Source organism: Curtobacterium sp. 22159 (assembly GCF_052045775.1).
GTDB lineage: Bacteria > Actinomycetota > Actinomycetes > Actinomycetales > Microbacteriaceae > Curtobacterium.
On the sequence record NZ_JBQEPN010000006.1, the window covers coordinates 164,032 to 182,809 of the forward strand.

Genomic DNA, 18,778 nt, shown 5'->3' on the forward strand with positions numbered 1-18,778 from the left:
GCATGCCCGTGCGGATCGGCGGCCACGAAGACCGTCGCGTCCTGCTCGTGCCACCCGCGGCCGCCCGGGGAAAAAGAAGAGGCGGCACCAGTTGGGGGGAACAGGTGCCGCCTTGACATCGGTGGATTGGGGGGAATCCGAACCGTTGCCGCCGGAAACGAGTCCAGCGGGATCTACTGTACCCCATGATCGGCCGTTCCGGACAACCCCCGACACGAGTTCCGGGCGCGCCGCGTCCTCCGCGCCCCCGGGGTAGTCTCCGATTGCACCCCTGCCGCAACGAAGCGAGAGGACATCGATGTCCGTTCCGACCCAGACCGACCCCCGTCACGACGGAGCTCACGACGACGGCGTGACGTTCCCGCCACCACCGGAGTTCGTCGCGGACGCGGTCGCCACCGAGGACCTCCACGAGGCCGCGGCCGCCGATCGGGAAGCGTTCTGGGCCGAGCAGGCACGCAGCCTGCTCGACTGGCGGACCCCCTTCACGCAGACCCTCGACTGGTCCGGCGCACCGTTCGCGAAGTGGTTCGCCGACGGCACGCTCAACGTCGCGGAGAACTGCCTCGACCGGCACGTCCGGGCCGGCAACGGCGACCGGGTCGCAATCCACTTCGAGGGCGCACCGGGCGACACCCGTCGGATCACCTACGCGGAGCTCACCGCCGACGTCCAGCGCGCAGCGAACATGCTCACCTCGCTCGGGGTCGGGCCCGGGGACCGCGTGGTGGTCTACCTCCCGCTCATCCCGGAGGCCGTCGTCACCATGCTGGCGGTCGCACGCATCGGCGCGGTGCACTCGGTGGTGTTCGGCGGGTTCAGCGCCGAGAGCCTGCGCGCCCGGATCGAGGACGCCGGCGCGAAGCTCGTCGTCACCGCGGACGGCGGGTGGCGCCGCGGCGCCGTGTCCCCGCTCAAGCCCGCGGTCGACGAGGCGCTCGAGGGCGAGGGCACCGACAGCGTCGAGCACGTGGTCGTCGTCAAGCGCGGCGGGAACGAGATCGCCTGGAACGACCGGGACCTCTGGTGGCACGACGAGTTCGCGAAGGCCGATCCCGAGCACACCGCCGAGGCGTTCCCGGCCGAGAACCCGCTGTTCATCCTCTACACCTCGGGCACGACAGGGAAGCCGAAGGGCATCGTGCACACGTCCGGCGGGTACCTCACGCAGGCGGCCTACACGCACAAGAACGTGTTCGACATGCACCCCGAGAAGGACGTCTACTGGTGCACCGCCGACATCGGCTGGATCACCGGGCACTCCTACGTCGTCTACGGCCCGCTCGCGAACGGCGTGACGCAGGTGCTCTACGAGGGGACGCCCGACGAGCCGAAGCCCGGCCGTTGGTGGGACCTCGTCGACGCGTACGGCGTGACGGTGCTCTACACCGCACCCACCGCGGTCCGAGCCGCGATGAAGGCCGGGCGCGAGATCCCCGAGGCCCGCAGCCTCGAGACGCTCCGTCTGCTCGGCAGCGTCGGTGAGCCGATCAACCCCGAGGCCTGGCAGTGGTACCGGCAGGTCATCGGGCACGACCGGACGCCGATCGTCGACACGTGGTGGCAGACCGAGACCGGCGCGATCATGATCTCGGCCCTGCCCGGCGTCACGAAGCTCAAGCCGGGCGCCGCGCAGACCCCGCTCCCCGGCATCGTCGCCGAGATCGTGGACGAGGACGGCAACCGCGCCGAGCCCGGTGAGAGCGGCTACCTCACCATCAGCGAACCGTGGCCGTCGATGGCCCGCGGGATCTGGGGCGACCCGGACCGGTTCGTCGAGACGTACTGGTCGCGGTTCCCCGGGCGGTACTTCGCCGGTGACGGTGCGCGGCTCGACGGGCAGGGTGACATCTGGGTGCAGGGTCGGGTCGACGACGTGATGAACGTCTCGGGGCACCGGCTGTCGACCGCGGAGATCGAGTCCGCACTCGTCGGGCACGAGGGCGTCGCGGAGGCCGCCGTCGTCGGCGCCGCGGACGAGACGACGGGCCAGGCGGTGGTCGCGTTCGTGATCCTGACGGCGGAGGCTGCGGACGGGGTCGACCGCGAGGCGACCGCGACGGAGCTCCGCAACTGGGTCGGCACCCGCATCGGCGCGATCGCGAAGCCACGGCAGGTCGTCATCGTCCCGGAGCTGCCGAAGACTCGGTCGGGCAAGATCATGCGGCGTCTGCTCCGCGACGCGGCCGAGGGCCGCCGCATCGGCGACACGACGACGCTGGCCGACCCGACGATCATGGCGACCATCGCGGAACTCATGTAGTCCGCACGGAACGAGCCGCGCCTCCCGTCAGTACGTTCCGGACGGGAGGCGCGGCTCGCGTGTCGTACTCCGCTGACGGACCGTCAGTCGGTGAGCTCCACCACCAACTCCACCTCGACCGGCGCGTCCAGCGGGAGCACGGCGACGCCCACCGCGCTCCGCGCGTGGACGCCGGCGTCGCCGAAGACCTCGCCGACGAGCGTGGACGCGCCGTTCGCAACGGCCGGCTGCCCGGTGAAGGACGGGTCGGACGCCACGAACACCGTCACCTTGACGACGCGGGCGACCCGCTCGAGCGAACCCGCGACCGACTGCACGGCGGCGAGGGCGTTCAGCGCGGCCGTGCGCGCCTCGGCCGTCGCGGTCTCGGCGTCGACGTCGGCGCCCACCTTGCCGGTGACGGACAGCACGCCGTCCACGAACGGCAGCTGGCCGGCGGTGTGGACGTGCTTGCCCGTGACGACGGCGGGCACGTAGGCCGCGACCGGAGCTGCGACCGACGGGATCGTCAGCCCGAGCTCCGCGAGCCGGTCCGCGACGCTCACGCGTCCGCCTTCGGGCGCTTGAGGTACGCGACGAGACCGCCCTCCGGTCCGGTGACGACCTGGACCAGCTCCCAGCCCTCGTCCCCGAAGTTGTTGAGGATGGCGGTCGTGTTGTGGATGATCAACGGGGTCGTGAGGTATTCCCAGCGGGTCATGGAGATCCTTGCCAGCCTTTCAGTCGGCGGTGTCGTTTAGGCTGCATCCTATGTCTGCCCAGAAGACGTCTGCCTCGCGGACCAAGCCCGTCTCTGCAGTCGGCGCCTTCGTCGGTTTCGTCGGGTTCAGCGTGCTCGCCGGTCTGCTCGTCACGATCGGTGTCACCCCCGCGATCGCGGTCGCCGGTGTCACGACGACCTCGACGATCGGCGTGTTCGAGTCGCTGCCGGAGTACATCGAGATCGGCGACCTCCCGCAGCGCAACGAGCTGTACGCGTACGCGAACGGCAAGCCCGTCAAGCTGGCGACCGTCTACGACCAGAACCGTGAAGAGCTGAAGTTCGACCAGATCAGCGACCAGCTCAAGAACGCGGCGATCGACGGCGAGGACAAGCGCTTCTACGAGCACGGCGGCGTCGACATGACCTCGCTCATCCGAGCGGGCGTGGGCAGCATCGCGGGCGGACTGGGCGAGTCCGGCGGCGGGTCGACCCTGACGATGCAGCTGGTCCGCAACATCAAGATGAACCAGGCGCTCGAGCTCCCCACGCAGGAAGAGCGACTGAAGGCGTACAACGACGCCGTCGAGCAGACCATCCCCCGCAAGCTCGAGGAGATGAAGCTCGCGATCGGGCTCGCGAAGAAGTACAGCCACAAGGAGATCCTCACCGGGTACCTGAACATCGCGTACTTCGGCGACCAGACCTACGGCGTGCAGGCCGCCGCGCAGCACTACTACAACAAGAGCGCGTCGAACCTCACCCCGGCCGAGGCCGCGTCGATCCTCGCGATCGTGCAGTCCCCGAACACGCGCAACCTGTCGAACCCGAAGTACTACGACGCGAACGTGGCTCGCCGCAACGTGATCCTCAAGTCCATGTACGCGCAGAAGCACCTCACGAAGGCCGAGTACGACAAGGCCGTCGCGTCGAACCCGAAGGACTACGTCCACCTGACGGAGCCGAGCCAGGGCTGCCAGTCGGCCGCGGGCAACGGCGCTCAGTTCTTCTGCGACTACGCGGTCAAGGTCGTCAAGCAGATGTCGCAGCTCGGTGCCACGCAGAAGGAGCGCGACACCGCCTGGCGCAACGGCGGCTACAAGATCCAGACGACGCTCGACATCAACCTCAACGGACAGCAGAAGGACCTGCTGAACACGTACGACCCGAAGACCGAGACCCAGTTCAAGCTCGGCAGCACGCTCAACTCCGTCGAGGCCTCGACGGGCCGCATCCTGACGATGGCGCAGAACAAGGACTACGACCAGTCGCTGCAGTCGCCGCCGACCTCGACGTCGATCAACTACAGCGTCGACAAGAAGTACGGCGGATCGATCGGCTTCCAGGTCGGTTCGACGTACAAGGTCTTCACGCTGCTCGACTGGCTGAAGGCCGGGCACGGCCTCAACGAGAGCGTCAACGGGACGCCGCACACCATCAACCAGTGGACGCACTGCGGTTCCCCCACCTACCAGGCCTACGGACCGAAGAACGACTCACCGGGCGAGAACGGCATGTTCACCGTCGCCCGCGCCACCGCACTCTCGGTGAACGCCGCGTTCGCGTCGATGGCCGCGAAGCTCGACCTCTGCGACATCAAGCAGACGGCGGAGGACCTCGGTGTCCACTCCGCCGACGAGAAGACGGAGCTGAACTCCTACCCGTCGTCGATCCTCGGCACGAACAACATCGCGCCGCTCTCCATGGCGTCGGCGTACGCGACCATCGCGAACAACGGCACCTACTGCTCCCCGATCGCGATCGACAAGATCACGAACGGCGAGGGCAAGGATCTCGGCGGGCAGCCCAAGGAGTGCAAGCAGGTGCTCGACCCGAGCGTCGCCGCGACCGCTGCCTACGCGCTGCGCGGCACGATCCAGTACGGCACCGCCGTCGGCGCCCAGACCCCCGACGGAACGCAGCTCTTCGCGAAGACGGGCACCACGGACAACGCCGAGCAGATCTGGCTCGTCGGCGGGAGCTCGAAGGTCGCCACGGCGTACTGGCAGGGCAACACGGACGGCGCGAAGACCAGCCTCCGTCACTACTACCCGGGCGCCGGGTACGGCACGTACGCTTCGCAGCGTGCACACGTGTGGCAGCAGGCGATGATCCCGATCAACCAGCTCCACCCGGCCGACCCGTTCCCGACGCCCAGCTCGACCGCGCTTCGTGGCGACAGCAAGGCCGTACCGAACGTCGCCGGCAAGACGACCGCGGACGCCAAGGCGACGCTCGCCGCCGCCGGGTTCACCTACGTCGACGGTGGTTCGCAGGCCGGGTCCGGCACGGCGGGGACCGTCTCCTCGACGTCGCCGGCCGCTGGTTCGCTGCTCTCGTCCGGTTCGAGCGTGACCGTCTACACGACGGACGGCTCGCAGGTGTCCGTCCCGGACGTCCGCGGGAAGTCCGTGCAGGACGCGCGGTCCGCGCTCGGCGACGCCGGCCTCGGGAACGTCGAGGTGCTGAACGAGTACGCGAAGGGCGGCGGCGGCAACGAGTGCAAGGTCGCAGCGATCGCCCCGGGCCCCGGTGAGACCACCACGAAGGGTGCCGACGTGAAGATCAAGCTCTACGGCGACAAGGACGGCAAGGCGCCGAAGGACTGCAAGTGACCCGCGGTCGCGCCGCAGCCGGGGTGATCGCTGCGGGCGCGGCCGCGGGGGCGGCTGCGGCCGCGTGGGGAACCCTCGTCGAACGCCGACGGTTCGGCATCCGGTGGGAGACCGTGCCGGTGCTCCCGCCGGGCTCCCGCGACGTGGTGGTCCTGCACCTCTCGGACATCCACATGGCGCCGTGGCAGGCCGACAAGCAGCAGTGGCTGCGCGACCTCAGCCTCGTCGAACCCGACTTCGTGGTCAACACCGGCGACAACCTGGGCCACCCCACTGCGAACGCTGCCGTGGAGTACGCCCTCGAGCCGTTCCGTGGGGTGCCCGGCGCATTCGCGTACGGCTCGAACGACTTCTTCGGACCCACACCGCGGAACCCCTTCAAGTACTTCTCCGGGCCGAGCAGGATGCACTCCGGCAAGCGCCCGGTCGAACTCGACATCGACCGACAGACGGCCTTCTTCGAGTCGCTCGGCTGGCTCGACGTCAACGACCAGGCGCACGCGATCGAGCTCCGTGGGTCGCGGTTCGAGCTGTTCGGCACGTCCGACGCCCACCGCGGCTGGGACCGCCTCGACCTCCTGCCGACGAACGTCGACGAGATGCGGAGCGACGTGCCGTGGTCGGAGGACGAGGACGGCCCCTCCCCCGTCGCGATCGGCATCACCCACGCGCCCTACCGACGGGTGCTCGACGCGTTCGTGACGCAGGGCGCCGACATCGTCTTCGCGGGCCACACGCACGGCGGTCAGGTGCAGGTCCCGGGCGTGGGGGCGCTCGTCACGAACTGCGACCTCCCGCGTCGGTACGTGAGCGGGCTGCACAAGTGGCAGCACCGTGGCCACTGGTCGTGGCTCGAGGTCTCTGCGGGCCTCGGCACGTCGATCTACGCGCCGGTGCGCTTCGCCTGCCGTCCGGAAGCCGTCGTGGTCACGTTGACCGCCCGCACCGTCTGAGGTGCTCCGGGCGACGCGCCCGGGAGTTCTCCGGATGGTCACGAGCACCCCTGATCATCGGATAGACTTCTGGGGTTGCTCCGGTACGGAGTGACCACACCGCGGGGTGTGGCGCAGCTTGGTAGCGCGCCTCGTTCGGGACGAGGAGGTCGCAGGTTCAAATCCTGTCACCCCGACACTGTGTTGAGACAGTACGCAACAGGCCCTGGTTCTCCGGAACCAGGGCCTGTTGCCTTCCCGCAGGACGATCGACCGGATGTGTCGCCCGACACACGAGGTTCACGAGGCACTCGCCGGGCCGAACGCCCGGGATACGCTCGGCACGACATGGACATCACCGCACCGCTCGCCGCCGTCCTCGCGCAGATCGGCTCCCGCTTCCCCGAGCTGGCCGACGACCCCGTGATGGCCGAGAGCCTGCTCGAGAACGTCACGTCGATGATCGCCGAGGCGCACGAACGCTACCGGGCGGGTGCCGAGGCCAGCATCGTGAGCGACCGGTACCTCGACCCCGCGCACCTCGCGACCGGCGCCCTGCACGCCGAGCACGCCCAGCACCCGGCCGGTGCGATGCTCGCGGCCGAGGTACTGTTCGACGCCTACCTGCCCGTCTTCGTCGACGAGGTCGGAGCGCTCTCCCCCGCGGACGTCCTCCGTGCCACCAGGGCTCTGCACGCCGGCATCTGGAGCCGGTTCCCCGCGGGTGCCATCGCCTACACCGAAGCGCTCCGGCAGCGCGTCACGACGGCGCACCTGGACTCGCGGACCCAGATCGCGCGGGACCTCCACGACCGTGTCGCGCACGGGATCCTCGCCGGTCTCCAGCGCATCGACCTCACCCTGCTCACCGACCCACCCGCCGCGGACCGCACCGCGCGGCTCGAGGACGCTGCCCGGCTGCTCCGCGGAGCCCTCGGGGAGGTCCAGGACCTCGCCGTCGCACTGCACGCCCGCGTCGGGGACGACCTCCTCGACGCAGCACTGGCACGACACGCGAAGGACCTCTTCCCGCCGGACAGCGCGATCAGCATCGTGTCGCTCGGCACGCCCCTCGTGCTGCCGAACTGGAAGGCCGAGGAGGCGCTCACGATCCTGCTCGAGGCGCTCACCAACTGGCGGAAGCACGCCCCCGGATCGACCGCCGTGGTCGAGTTCGACTGGGGCTCCGCGTCGGTGACCGTGACGGTCGCCGACGACGGTCCCGGCTTCGACACCACCACCGAGGCCGACGGCCGGCTCGGACGACTGACGATGCGCGAGCGTGCGGCGCTCATCGGGGCGACGCTCGCGGTGACGAGCGCGCCGGGTGCGGGGACGACCGTCTCCCTCGCCGTCCCGGCGGGGCCGCTGTGAACGCCGTCACGCACGTCGCGATCGTCGACGACCACCGGCTCTTCCGCGAGGGACTCGCCACGATCCTGGCGTCCGTACCGACCATCCGTGTGGTCGCCCACGGTGAGCGTCCGTCCGACGTGCTCGACTCCCCCGAGGTCGCCGCCGTCGACGTCCTGCTCCTCGACGTCGAACTCGACGGACCACCGGCGCGGACGACCATCGCGACCGTGCGGCGCAACCACCCGGGGATCGCCGTCGTGGTCCTCACGATGCACCGGGACGCCGTCCTCCGACGTGCCCTGCTCGACGCGGGCGCGGTGGACTTCGTGACGAAGGACACGCCGAGCCGAGAACTGGTGGACCGCATCGTCCGGGCGACGAGGGTCGACGCCGCGCCCGTGACGTTCCCGGTCGACCTGGTCACCGAGGCCCGCGCGGGAACACCCCTCAGCGACCGCGAGGTCGAGGTCCTCCGGCTCATCGCGGCTGCGCGGTCGAACGCCGAGATCGCGTCGGACCTCGGACTGGCGGTGGGCACGGTGAAGCGGCACGTGTACAACGTGTTCCGGAAGCTCGACGTCGGGTCGCGCGTGGCCGCGGTGGCCACCGCCACCCGGCTGGGCCTGCTCGCCTAGCGCCGACGCGCTACACCGCTGCAGCCGCCCGCACGAGACGACCGTCCGCGTGCAGCGACGCGACGACCTCGAGCGCCTGGTGCCGGTACCGCGCCTGGGCGGCACCGGGCGCGACGATCACGCCGTCCGCGCCGGTCGACGCCGCCAGGGCGTTGATCTTCGCCGCCACCTGGTCCGCGGTGCCGTACGCCTGCCGCTCCGTGCGTGCCGCGATGAACCGCCGCTCGAGGTCCGAGAACTCGTACGCCCGCGCCTCGTCCATGGACACCGGCTCGGGCTTCGCCCCCTGCCGCATCCGGATGAACGAGATCATGCCCGGCGCGGACTGCTCGTCGACGATCGCCGGGTCCTCGTCGGTGACCACCTGCACGCCGATCAGCGCGTTCGGCTCGGACCGGAAGCGCGACGGCCGGAAGGAGTCGCGGTAGAGCGCGAGCGCCGCCTCCGTGTTGTCGGACGCGAAGTGGTGCGCGAAGGCGAACGAGACGCCGAGCGCTCCCGCGACCTGGGCGCTGTACCCGGAGGACCCGAGCAGCCAGAACTCCGGCACGTCGCCGTACCCCGGGACCGCGCGGATGCGTGCGAGCGGGTTGTCGGCGTCCATGCCGGTGAAGAACCCGATCAGATCCGCCAACTGCTGCGGGAAGTCGTCGACGTCGAGCCGGTCGGTGCGCCGCAACGCCATCGCCGTCGCGCCGTCGGTGCCCGGTGCACGGCCGATGCCGAGGTCGACGCGGTCGCCGTAGAGGGCACGGAGGGTCCCGAACTGCTCCGCCACGACGAGCGGGGCGTGGTTGGGCAGCATGACGCCGCCCGAGCCGATCCGGATCGTCGAGGTCGCCGCGCCGACGGCGCTCAGCAGCACCGCCGGGGAGGAGGACGTGATGCCGGGCATCCCGTGGTGCTCGGCGACCCAGAAGCGTTCGTACCCGAGCTTCTCGGCGTGCACCGCCATGTCGATGGAGCCCTGCAGGGCTTCGGTGTTGGACTGGCCGTACTCGCGGGTGGCCAGGTCGAGGACGGACAGGTGCACGGAAGCGTCGCTCATGACGGGGTCAACCGCAGCGGACCCACCGGCATTCCGACGGGTCAGTCCCCGTCGAGCCGACCGCCGGACTCGGTGAGGTAGCAGTTCGCGCAGAGCGACTCGTAGGTGACGTCCACGCCGTCGATCGCGACCTGGGACCCGTCGAAGACGAACCGTCCGTCGACCTTGCGCGCGTTGAACACCGCCTTGCGGCCGCAGCGGCAGATCGTCTTGAGCTCCTCCAGCGAGTGCGCGACCTCGAGCAGCCGCGCGCTCCCGGGGAACGCCTCGGTACGGAAGTCCGTGCGGATGCCGTACGTGATCACCGGGATCTCGTCGAGCACCGCGATCCGGAGCAGGTCGTCGACCTGGCGCGGCGTCAGGAACTGCGCCTCGTCGACGAGGACGCAGCTGACCGGTCGGACCATGCCGTCGAGACGGTCCGACTCCGGGTCGGTGGCACCGGCCTCGGTCACGGCGGCACGCACGTCCGCTCCGGGCGAGAACACGATGTCCACCGCGCGGGTCACACCGAGCCGCGACACGATCTCGCGATCACCCTTGGTGTCGACCGAGGGCTTCGCGAGGAGGACCCGGTGACCACGCTCCTCGTAGTTGTACGCCGCCTGCAGCAGCCCCGTGCTCTTGCCGCTGTTCATCGCGCCGTAGCGGAAGTAGAGCTTGGCCACTACGCGAGGAACCCGTCCTCGGCGGCACGACGGATGAGGTCCGACTTCTTCGACGCGGGACGTCCGACCTTGCTGTACTTCTCGCGGACGCGCCGGAGGTACGTCTTCGCGGTCTCGTACTGCACGTTCATCTGCGCCGCGACCTCGTTCGTCGAGTACCCCGACACGTACAGCCGGAGCGCTTCTTCCTCGCCGTGGCTCAGCTTCGGCCGCTGGTGCGCGTTCGCGCCGGTGGGCAGTGGGCGCCAGTCCCGCTGCGGCGGCGTCTCCCGCGCCACCCCCATGATCTCGCGCGCGACGTCCATGACCTCGCGCATGGGCAGCGACTTCGACAGGAAGGCAGCGGCGCCCGCCGCGAGCGCACGGTCGCGGGATTCGCGGCTGTCGACGCTGGAGAGGACGATCACCTTCGCTCCGGCGGCCCGGCAGGTGCGGACGCGGGCCTCGATCGAGACCGGCTCCTTCAGCTGGAAGTCGAGGAACACCAGGTCCGTCGGGAAGTTCTCACTGTGCACCATCTCGAGCCACGTGTGCGCCGTCAGCGCGAGGTCGAAGTCGAACGCGTTCACCGCGATCCAACTCGACAGGCTGTCCAACAGCACCTCGTGGTCGTCGAGGATCGCCAGCCGCACGCGTCGTGTCCCCGGGTTCGGGAGGGCGGGGCCGCCCTCCGTGATCCGGCTCGGGTCAGTGCTGGTCATAGGAGAACCTTAGTGCGAGGGCGGAGGGTCGGACCGCGACGTCCAGGTCGGGGAACGTCACGCGCAGGACCGCGAAGTACGGGTCGAAGGTGCGGTGGATGCCGACGTCGGAGTCGGCGACGGCCAGGTCGATCGCGACCGCCACGCGGCCACGTCCGGGCCCGCCCGCGGGGACCTGGGGTCCGTCGTCCGCCTCGGACCTGCGGACGGTGGCCCGGAACCCCGCCGGGTCGACCGTGGAGGCGCGGAGCGCGGCACGCAGGAACGTCCGGACGACGGTCCGCTGGTCTGCGTCCAGCGTGGCCATCAGGCCGTCGGGGTCGTCGACGACGGCTGCGCCGCCGCCGGCGACGAGGACCGCGTACTCGAACCAGGTCCGGTCGGCCTCGGCGACCATGGAGCGCCGGATCCCGTCGGCGATCGCACGGGCACGGGCACGGTCGGCGTCGGTGATGACCTCTCGTGTGCGGAGCTCGGCGAGGAACGGCGCGACGTCCCGGGCGAGGATGGTCGACCGGTCGTGCTGGACGCTCGCGGCGATCCCGTCCCGCTCCGCTCGTTCCACCGAGTACGAGCCGGCGCGGATCTGCACGCGTTCGGCCAGACCCGCGAACGTCCGTGCGAACACGGCTGCGGCGGCGGTCAGCACGAGCGTCGGCGCGGCCGCGAGGAAGGCTGCGACGGCGAGCGGCACGTGGTGTGGGAAGACCGCTGCGCCCACTCCCCAGGCGACGCCGACCACGACGGCGAGGACGGAACCGCCGACCACGAGGTCGGTCCAGGGACGGTACGGGGCGCACATGACGATGCCCGTCGCCGTCAGCAGGGACATGAAGTCGTTCAGCGCGTTCCGGTCCGGGCCCCACTGCGCCGCGACGCTCGTCACCGTGGCGACGGCGAGCAGCGCGACGTGCAGGACGAACGCCCACCGCGGGAAGGGTGCGCGGAAGGGGCTCGAAGCGACCAGCACGACCGCACCGGACGCGGCGACGAGGAGCACCGTCAGTGCGCTGAGCGTCGGGCTCCCGACGACGTCGCGGTCGAAGACGGAGACGATGAGCGCCCAGAGCACCCCCGCGGCCCCGAGCACGATCGCGAGCGGTCGGGAGCCCATCGCGCCGAGCGGGTCGTACTGCTGCGCGGTGCGGGAGGAGTCGCGACGACCGGTGCGTGGCGTCATGCTGCCACGCGTCGCACCTCGCGCCGCGTCCGTGGCCGTCGCCCCGGTGCTGCACGTCGACCGGTCCCGGTTCACGGGCGGCCCTCGGCGTCGTCCGCGCCGACCGCCGACGAGCCGGTCGTCGGCGCCCCTCCGGCCACGGGCACCCCACCGGTCGCCGCTGGGTACGGCACCGACATCATGACGCTCGTCCCCGAACCCGGCGAGGACCACACCTGCACGTCACCGCCGACCCGTCCGATCCGCTGCCGGACGGAGCCCCGCAGACCCATGCGGTCCGCGCCCGTGGTGGACTCGTCGAACCCGCGACCGTCGTCCACCACCATCACCGTGCAGGCGACGCCGTCGTCGAAGACGCTGATCTCGGCCGCATCCGTCCCGGCGTGCTTGTGGACGTTGGCCAGGCACTGGCCGACGGCGCGCAGGAGGGCGGTCACGGCCTCGTCGTCGAGCCGGGACAGCACCGTCGGGTCGCCCGACACCGTGACGTCGAGCCCGTGGGCACGGTGCTCGTCCACCATCTGTTCGAACGCCTGCGTCGCGGCGCCCGGCTCCGGTCGGCCCGGCGGCGTCCCGGGAGCCAACCACGCACGACCGGTCAGCATCGCCACGTCGGCATCCACCGTCCGCGCGAGCTGCCGGTCCATCGGCCCGTCGGGCGCGAGGGCGATCGCACCGAGGTGGTTGAGCACGGTGTCGTGCAGGATCGCCGCGGCTTCCGCCTCGACACCGGCCCGGTAGGCGGACACGTGCTCCTCCCGGGCGGACCGCAGCAGCTCGGGCTGCACACGCTCGGATCGCGCCGTGCTGCGACTCGTGAAGAACACCAGCGCGACCACGAAGCCGAGGGTGACCCAGGCGAGCACCAGCGGGTGGGACGGCCCGCCCTGCTGCGCCACCGCGAGGGCCGCCGCACCGCGTCCCACCAGGAAGCCCGCGACGGACCAGAGCGCGACGCGTCCGGCGACGGCACCGGCACCGCCGACGAGCACCAGCGGGATGATCGACAGGGACAGGAGGTAGGACGTGACCCAGCCGACCGGGATCTCGCGTTGCACGATGACGGCGAACCACCAGGCGCACACGCCACCGACCACCAGGAACGCGACGGCGGAGCGCCACGTCCCGAACTGCACGTGCACGCCGATCATGCCGAGCATCGGGATGAGGGCCAGCACCGCCCCCACGACACGGACGTCCGGGTCGGCCAGCCGGTAGAGCAGGAGCACGATGGCCGCTGCCCCGAGCGAGCCGATCGCGGCGGCGTGGAACGCCCGCACGGTCGACCACGCGTTCACTCGCGGAGCGAGGTGCGTGGGGATGCCGAGCACGGGTGGAGGGTCCTTCCGACCGAGTGGGAACGCCGCCCACGATCCAACCACCATCGGCGCGACCGTGTACCCCGATTGTCAGAGCGATCGGCGACCCGCTCGATGATACCGGCAGGTCAGCGATCCTGGTGTCCCCCGAACGCGAACCGACGGGTACTGAGAACGCCGACGCTCAGAACAACGTCGGGACCGCCTCGGTCCGGCGCGGGGCCAGTCGACGGTCGAAGCCCGGGTCGGCGCGCTTCAGCGGTGACCCGATCGGGACGGCACCCACCGCCGTCCCGTCGCCCGCCAGTGCCGCAGGGGCGGTGGACGAGCCGACAGACCGGTTCGAGAACCCCATCGAGCCGGTCGCCGGGTCCACCCGCCCCACCGCGAGCCCGTGCGCCCGGAGGATCGGTCGGACGCGGTCGGCCAGCCAGCGCCGGTAGTCGGTCGGCGCGTACGTGTTGTCGAGGTACATCGACCGGTAGCGCTGCACGAGGTCGGGTCGGGTCCGCTCGAGCCACGCGAACCACCACGGCTTCACGCCGGGACGCAGGTGCAGCGCCGAGTACATGACGCTCGACGCGCCCGCCGCCGCCGCGCGCCCGATCGCGTCGTCGAGGTGTGCCACGGTGTCGGTGATGTACGGCAGCACCGGCATGAGGAACACCGAGCACTCGAGACCGGCGTCACGGACGGCACGGACCGTCGCCAGGCGCGCCGCCGTCGTCGGGGTCCCCGACTCGACCTGCTGCTGCAGTTCGTCGTCGTACACCGCGATCGACATCGCGAGGTCGACGGGCACCGACTTGGCTGCCTCGACCAGGAGCGGGAGGTCGCGCCGGAGGAGCGTGCCCTTCGTCAGGATGCTGAACGGCGTCCCGGACTCCGCCAGGGCGCGGATCACGCCCGGCATGAGGCGGTAGCGCCCCTCGGCCCGCTGGTACGGATCGGTGTTCGTCCCCAGGGCGACCGGGTGACGGTCCCAGCTCGGCTTCGTGAGTTCGCGGTGGAGGACGTCCGCCACGTTCGTCTTCACGACGATCTGCTGGTCGAAGTCCGCCCCACCGTCGAACTCGAGGTAGGTGTGCGTGGGTCGGGCGAAGCAGTACACGCACGCGTGGCTGCACCCGCGGTAGGGGTTGATCGTCCAGCCGTACGTACCACTGCCGTCCGCTGAGGGCACCCGGTTCAGCGCGCTCTTCGCCAGGACCTCGTGGAAGGTGACGCCGGCGAACTCCGGCGTCGTGACACTGCGGACGAACCCGCTGTTCGACTCGAGCCCGGGGAGCGCGTCGCTCCGCGAGGCATCGATCGCCTGCCCACTCCATCGCATCCCGTCATTCGAACACACGTTCGAACGGGATGCAAGCGCGGTGAGCTCAGTGGTGCAGCCCGAGGACCTTCGCCGTGCGCTCGAGGGTCTGGTCGGCGAGCTCCGGGTCGTTGCCGAGGTCCTGCCCGTAGGTCGGCACCATGACGCGGACGGCGCTCTCCCAGCGGTCCCACCGGTCCGGGAAGCACTTCCGCAGCAGCCCGAGCATGATCGGTACGGCGGTCGATGCCCCCGGGCTCGCGCCGAGGAGCCCTGCCACGGACCCGTCGGCCGCGGTGATCACCTCGGTACCGAACTGCAGCACACCGCCCTTGTCCTTGTCGGGCTTGATGACCTGCACGCGCTGGCCGGCGGTGATGCGGTGCCAGTTGCCCGGCTCGGCACTCGGCATGAAGTCGCGCAGCGCGTCGAACTTCGTCTGCTTCGAGGCGAGCAGCTGACCGATGAGGTACCGGACCAGGTCGAAGTTCGAGAACGCGACGCTCAGCATCGGTCGGAGGTTGTGCGGCCGGATCGACTTGAACAGGTCGAGCAGCGAACCCTGCTTGAGGAACTTCGGGCTGAACCCCGCGTACGGCCCGAACATCAGCGAGGCGTGGCCGTCGACGATGCGGGTGTCGAGGTGCGGCACCGACATCGGCGGCGCACCCACGCTCGCCTTCCCGTAGACCTTCGCCGCGTGCTTCTGCACGACCTCGGGGTCGTCGGTGCGGAGGAACTCGCCGGAGACCGGGAACCCGCCGTACCCGCGGATCTCCGGGATGCCGGACTTCTGCAGCAGGTGCAGTGCACCGCCACCGGCACCGACGAAGACGAACTTCGCCGCGATGCGCTGGGTCGACCGACCGACCTCGTTCCGGACGTCGAGCACCCACCCGTCGCTCACCTTCGACCGGGTGAGGTTCGTGACCTGGTGGGACGGCTCGAACTCGACCCCGTCGATCTCGAGCTGGTCGAACAGCTGGCGGGTGAGCGAACCGAAGTCCACGTCGGAGCCCGCGGCCGAGTACGTCGCCGCGATCGGCTGGTCCTTCTTGCGGCCCGGGATGAGCGCCGGAGCCCACTGCCGGATCTGCTGCGGGTCGTCCGAGTACTCGAGCCCGGCGAACAGCGGGTGGTCCTTCATCGCCTCGTACCGCTTCCGCATGTACTCGACGTTCTCGGCGCCCCACACGAACGAGATGTGCGGCGTCGGGTTGATGAAGTTCGACGGCTCGGGGAGCGCGCCCGTCTCGACGAGGTACGACCAGAACTGGCGCGACACCTGGAACTGCTCGTTCACGGTGACGGCCTTGGCGATGTCGACCCGGCCGTCCGCCAGCTCCGGCGTGTAGTTCAGCTCACAGAGCGCCGAGTGCCCCGTTCCCGCGTTGTTCCACGGGTTCGAGCTCTCCTGCGCGACGGTGCCGAGGCGCTCGTAGACCCGGATCTTCCACGTGGGCTCGAGCCGGTGGATGATCGCGCCGAGGGTGGCGCTCATGATCCCTCCCCCGACCAGGACGACGTCGATGGGGTCCACCTGCTTCACTGCCACCCGACGATCCTAGCGGCGTCGGCTGACAAGCCGGGCACGTGGCGGACGGGAGGCGCGCTGCCGGTCCGCAGCGCGCCTCCCGTCCGGGATTGTTTCGACCCGTTGCGTTACGCCGCCACCGAGCGCCGCGCGACGATCGCCTCGGCGATCTGCACGGCGTTCAGCGCCGCGCCCTTGCGGAGGTTGTCGTTGCTGACGAACAGCGCCAGCCCGTGCCCCTCCGGCGCGGACTGGTCAGCGCGGATGCGCCCGACGAACGACGGGTCCTTGCCCGCGGCCTGCAGCGGCGTCGGGACGTCAGCGAGTTCCACACCGGGAGCGTCCGCGAGGATCTCGGTGGCGCGTTCCGGGGAGAGCGCGCGCTCGAACTCCGCGTTCACCGAGATCGAGTGCCCCGTGAAGACCGGGACGCGCACGCAGGTGCCGGCGACCAGCAGGTCCGGCAGCTCGAGGATCTTGCGGCTCTCGTTGCGGAGCTTCTTCTCCTCGTCGGTCTCGCCCTGGCCGTCGTCGACGATGCTGCCCGCGAGCGGCACCACGTCGAACGCGATCGGACGGACGTACTTCACCGGCTCGGGGAACGTCACCGCCGCCCCGTCGTGGGTGAGGGCCGCGGTGTCCTGTTCGAGCGCCGCGCGCGCCTGGCCGAGCAGTTCGTCGACGCCGGCGAGCCCGGAGCCGGACACGGCCTGGTAGGTGGTGGCGACGAGCCGACGGAGCCCGGCCTCGGTGTCGAGGACCTTGAGCACCGGCATGATCGCCATGGTGGTGCAGTTCGGGTTCGCGATGATGCCCTTGGGGGCGTCGTCGAGCGCGTGCGGGTTGACCTCGCTGACCACCAGCGGGACGTCCGGGTCCATGCGCCACGCGCTGGAGTTGTCCACGACGAGTGCACCGGCGGCGGCGAACTTCGGCGCGAGCGCGCGGGACGCGGTGGCACCGGCCGAGAACAGCGCGATGTCGATGCCCGACGGGTCGGCGGTCTCGGAGTCCTCGACGACGATCTGCTCGCCGCGGAACGGCAGGGTGGTGCCGGCCGACCGGGCGCTCGCGAAGAAGCGGACGTGGTCCGCGGGGAACGCGCGCTCCTCGAGCAGGCGGCGCATGACCGCGCCGACCTGGCCGGTCGCGCCGACGACGGCGACGGTGAGGGTGCTCATGGGTGCTCCTGTCGGGTCAGCGGCCGGTGCCGGCGTACACGACGGCCTCGGAGTCGGCGTCGAGGCCGAACGCGCTGTGCACGACGCGCATCGCCTCGTTGAGGGTGTCGGCACGGGTGACGACCGAGATCCGGATCTCCGAGGTGGAGATCATCTCGATGTTGATCGACGCCTCGTGGAGTGCCCGGAACAGCGACGCGGAGACGCCGGCGTTCGTCCGCATGCCCGCGCCGACCAGCGCGAGCTTGCCGATCTGGTCGTCGTACTGGATGCCCTCGTACCCGATGTCCGCCTTCGCGACCTCGAGCGCGGTCAGGACGCCCTGGCCCTGGTCCTTCGGCAACGTGAAGGAGATGTCCGTACGGCCGGTGACCGCCTCGGACACGTTCTGCACGATCATGTCGATGTTCGCACCGGCGCGCGCCACGATCGTGAAGATCTCGGCCGCCTTGCCGGGGGTGTCGGGCACGCCGACGACGGTGATCTTGCCCTCGGAGAGGTCCCCGGCGATGCCGGTGATGATCGGTTCTTCCACGGTTTCCCCCTTCGCAGGGTTGTAGACGATGGTTCCCTCGGCGTTGCTGAAGGACGAGCGGACGTGCAGGGTGACGCCGTGCCGTCGGGCGTACTCGACCGCGCGGATGTACAGGACCTTCGCGCCGGACGCGGCGAGCTCGAGCATCTCCTCGCTGGTGATGCGGTCGACCTTCTGCGCACGCGGCACGACGCGGGGATCGGCAGTGAAGATGCCGTCGACGTCCGTGTAGATCTCACAGATGTCGGCGTCGAGCGCTGCCGCGAGGGCGACGGCCGTCGTGTCCGAACCGCCACGGCCGAGCGTGGTGATCTCGCCCGTCGTGCGGTTGAAGCCCTGGAACCCGGCGACGATCGCGACGTGGCCGGCGTCGAGCGCCTCGCGCACGCGCTTCGGGGTGACGTCGACGATGCGGGCCTTGCCGTGCTGGGCGTCCGTGAGCATGCCGGCCTGGCTGCCCGTGTAGGAGGACGCTTCGACCCCGAGGCTCTTGATCGCCATCGCGAGCAGCGCCATCGAGATCCGTTCCCCGGCCGTGAGCAGCATGTCGAGCTCACGCCCGGCGGGGATCGGCGTGACGGAGTGCGCGAGGTCGACGAGCTCGTCGGTGGTGTCGCCCATCGCCGAGACGGCCACGACGACGTCGTTGCCGGCCTTCTTCGTCTGCACGATCCGCTTCGCCACGCGCTTGATGCTCTCGGCGTCCGCGACGGACGATCCACCGAACTTCTGCACGATCAAGGCCACTGGCTGGTACTCCCGGGGACGACGGTTCCGCGAAGTGACGCGGTCTGACAAT

The 18,778-nt window shown here is 70.5% G+C and carries 16 protein-coding genes and 1 tRNA gene; 6 read left to right on the top strand and 11 right to left on the bottom strand.

Features of this window, described 5'->3' with window-relative positions; translation table 11 throughout:
- Positions 1-298: 298 nt before the first annotated feature.
- Complete coding sequence (gene acs, locus ACTJKO_RS09185; RefSeq protein ID WP_440687905.1) at positions 299-2,263, top strand: acetate--CoA ligase; 1,965 nt, start codon at positions 299-301, stop codon at positions 2,261-2,263.
- Between the two features lie 83 nt (positions 2,264-2,346).
- Here acs and ACTJKO_RS09190 read toward each other — a convergent pair whose 3' ends face one another.
- Together ACTJKO_RS09190 and ACTJKO_RS09195 are read right to left on the bottom strand one after the other, a co-directional pair.
- Complete coding sequence (locus ACTJKO_RS09190; protein ID WP_440687907.1) at positions 2,347-2,808, bottom strand: RidA family protein; 462 nt, start codon at positions 2,806-2,808, stop codon at positions 2,347-2,349.
- The gene (locus ACTJKO_RS09195; protein ID WP_022907077.1) at positions 2,805-2,963 is read right to left on the bottom strand and encodes a hypothetical protein; all 159 of its coding nucleotides are present in this window, start codon (positions 2,961-2,963) and stop codon (positions 2,805-2,807) included. Before ACTJKO_RS09195 ends, ACTJKO_RS09190 begins: the two co-directional genes overlap by 4 nt.
- Before the next feature lie 50 nt (positions 2,964-3,013).
- Between ACTJKO_RS09195 and ACTJKO_RS09200 the strand changes: the two genes are divergently transcribed.
- The 5 genes from ACTJKO_RS09200 to ACTJKO_RS09220 all read left to right on the top strand — a co-directional run bounded on the left by ACTJKO_RS09200 (position 3,014) and on the right by ACTJKO_RS09220 (position 8,501).
- Positions 3,014-5,578, top strand: a complete 2,565-nt coding sequence (locus ACTJKO_RS09200; protein WP_440687909.1) for a transglycosylase domain-containing protein — start codon at positions 3,014-3,016, stop codon at positions 5,576-5,578.
- Positions 5,575-6,531: a metallophosphoesterase gene (locus tag ACTJKO_RS09205; RefSeq protein WP_440687911.1), complete on the top strand. Its 957-nt coding sequence runs from the start codon at positions 5,575-5,577 to the stop codon at positions 6,529-6,531. The genes ACTJKO_RS09200 and ACTJKO_RS09205 overlap by 4 nt, the downstream gene beginning before the upstream one ends.
- 102 nt (positions 6,532-6,633) lie before the next feature.
- Positions 6,634-6,707, top strand: a tRNA-Pro gene (locus tag ACTJKO_RS09210).
- Positions 6,708-6,858: 151 nt separating this feature from the next.
- Entirely contained in the window at positions 6,859-7,884 is a 1,026-nt protein-coding gene (locus ACTJKO_RS09215; RefSeq protein ID WP_440687913.1) for a sensor histidine kinase, read from the top strand.
- Positions 7,881-8,501, top strand: a complete 621-nt coding sequence (locus ACTJKO_RS09220) for a response regulator (protein ID WP_440687915.1) — start codon at positions 7,881-7,883, stop codon at positions 8,499-8,501. The genes ACTJKO_RS09215 and ACTJKO_RS09220 overlap by 4 nt, the downstream gene beginning before the upstream one ends.
- Positions 8,502-8,511: 10 nt before the next feature.
- Here ACTJKO_RS09220 and ACTJKO_RS09225 read toward each other — a convergent pair whose 3' ends face one another.
- The 9 genes from ACTJKO_RS09225 to ACTJKO_RS09265 form a co-directional block, all read right to left on the bottom strand.
- Positions 8,512-9,549 carry an LLM class flavin-dependent oxidoreductase gene (locus ACTJKO_RS09225; protein WP_440687917.1) on the bottom strand — a complete coding sequence of 346 codons (1,038 nt, stop codon included), beginning with the start codon at positions 9,547-9,549 and terminating at the stop codon, positions 8,512-8,514.
- A gap of 41 nt (positions 9,550-9,590) precedes the next feature.
- The gene (locus ACTJKO_RS09230; RefSeq protein ID WP_440687919.1) at positions 9,591-10,217 is read right to left on the bottom strand and encodes a thymidine kinase; all 627 of its coding nucleotides are present in this window, start codon (positions 10,215-10,217) and stop codon (positions 9,591-9,593) included.
- The gene (locus ACTJKO_RS09235) at positions 10,217-10,918 is read right to left on the bottom strand and encodes a response regulator transcription factor (RefSeq protein WP_440687921.1); all 702 of its coding nucleotides are present in this window, start codon (positions 10,916-10,918) and stop codon (positions 10,217-10,219) included. The genes ACTJKO_RS09230 and ACTJKO_RS09235 overlap by 1 nt, the downstream gene beginning before the upstream one ends.
- Positions 10,905-12,098 (bottom strand): hypothetical protein, encoded by a 1,194-nt coding sequence (locus ACTJKO_RS09240; protein ID WP_440687923.1) that lies wholly within the window; start codon positions 12,096-12,098, stop codon positions 10,905-10,907. The genes ACTJKO_RS09235 and ACTJKO_RS09240 overlap by 14 nt, the downstream gene beginning before the upstream one ends.
- Positions 12,099-12,169: 71 nt before the next feature.
- On the bottom strand, positions 12,170-13,429 hold the full coding sequence (locus tag ACTJKO_RS09245) for a sensor histidine kinase (RefSeq protein WP_440687925.1): 1,260 nt from the start codon (positions 13,427-13,429) through the stop codon (positions 12,170-12,172).
- A gap of 172 nt (positions 13,430-13,601) precedes the next feature.
- Entirely contained in the window at positions 13,602-14,750 is a 1,149-nt protein-coding gene (locus ACTJKO_RS09250) for an Rv2578c family radical SAM protein (RefSeq protein ID WP_440687927.1), read from the bottom strand.
- 46 nt (positions 14,751-14,796) lie between these two features.
- Positions 14,797-16,284 carry a malate:quinone oxidoreductase gene (locus ACTJKO_RS09255; RefSeq protein WP_440687929.1) on the bottom strand — a complete coding sequence of 496 codons (1,488 nt, stop codon included), beginning with the start codon at positions 16,282-16,284 and terminating at the stop codon, positions 14,797-14,799.
- A 107-nt stretch (positions 16,285-16,391) separates the two neighbouring features.
- Positions 16,392-17,444: an aspartate-semialdehyde dehydrogenase gene (locus tag ACTJKO_RS09260; RefSeq protein WP_440687931.1), complete on the bottom strand. Its 1,053-nt coding sequence runs from the start codon at positions 17,442-17,444 to the stop codon at positions 16,392-16,394.
- Positions 17,445-17,460: 16 nt separating this feature from the next.
- A complete protein-coding gene (locus ACTJKO_RS09265; protein ID WP_440687933.1) occupies positions 17,461-18,726 on the bottom strand; it encodes an aspartate kinase in 1,266 nt (421 codons plus the stop codon).
- Between the last annotated feature and the right edge of the window lie 52 nt (positions 18,727-18,778).